This is a genomic window from Lysinibacillus sp. GbtcB16 (genome assembly GCF_019091145.1).
GTDB lineage: Bacteria > Bacillota > Bacilli > Bacillales_A > Planococcaceae > Lysinibacillus > Lysinibacillus fusiformis.
Map to the genome: position 1 here is coordinate 1 of NZ_JAGXJV010000345.1, position 276 is coordinate 276.

General features: G+C 54.3%; 1 pseudogene. It reads right to left on the reverse strand.

Annotated elements, in window-relative coordinates:
- Positions 1–248: pseudogene (locus KVT27_RS24490) on the reverse strand (galactokinase); the annotation flags it as partial.
- Positions 249–276: the final 28 nt, after the last annotated feature.

The window sequence follows — 276 nt, forward strand, 5'->3', positions numbered from 1 at the left end:
CCGCCGCCGTGCACTCGGCAGGCACCATCGCCCAACCGGTCGATGAAACGTTCGGTAATAGCGAGTGTAAGTGCAATGCCCTGTTCACGTGACACCGATTCTTGGTAGATGTTCTGCAGCCATTTCCACGAGGAATTACCTGAAGCGGTAATATACTTCAGTACATTTTGCCACTCACCTGCTTTAATTGCCTCTACCTGCCGCGCGACGCGGTCATTTTCATCCAGGTAATGAAGGGCTCGCAGCACCGCTCGATCTCCGGTCGTTTCGCGGAGT